General features: G+C 64.3%; 1 pseudogene. It reads right to left on the reverse strand.

Annotated features, from left to right (window positions below):
- Positions 1-255, reverse strand: a pseudogene (locus tag AB4Y42_RS44640) (IS66 family insertion sequence element accessory protein TnpB); the annotation flags it as partial.

Genomic DNA, 255 nt, shown 5'->3' on the forward strand with positions numbered 1-255 from the left:
CCGTCACCGTTGCCGCACCCCGACGTACCTCGATCAGGATCTCTGTCGCGCCAGATGCAGCTCCGGACGCTTCCAGCTGCAACGGCACAAATTCTGCCGATGGCACGCTCATTGACTTGCGGGCGAGCTCGGCCGCATCCAGCTCCTCCTGCGCCGCCACCCAGCTTCGGAGCATGTTGGCATTCAAGCGATAGTGCAGTGCCACCGCCGCGATCGATACGTTGGGCTGCATCGCCGCCCGGATGACTTGCGCCT

Source organism: Paraburkholderia sp. EG286B (assembly GCF_040965655.1).
In the GTDB taxonomy this organism is placed as follows: domain Bacteria; phylum Pseudomonadota; class Gammaproteobacteria; order Burkholderiales; family Burkholderiaceae; genus Paraburkholderia.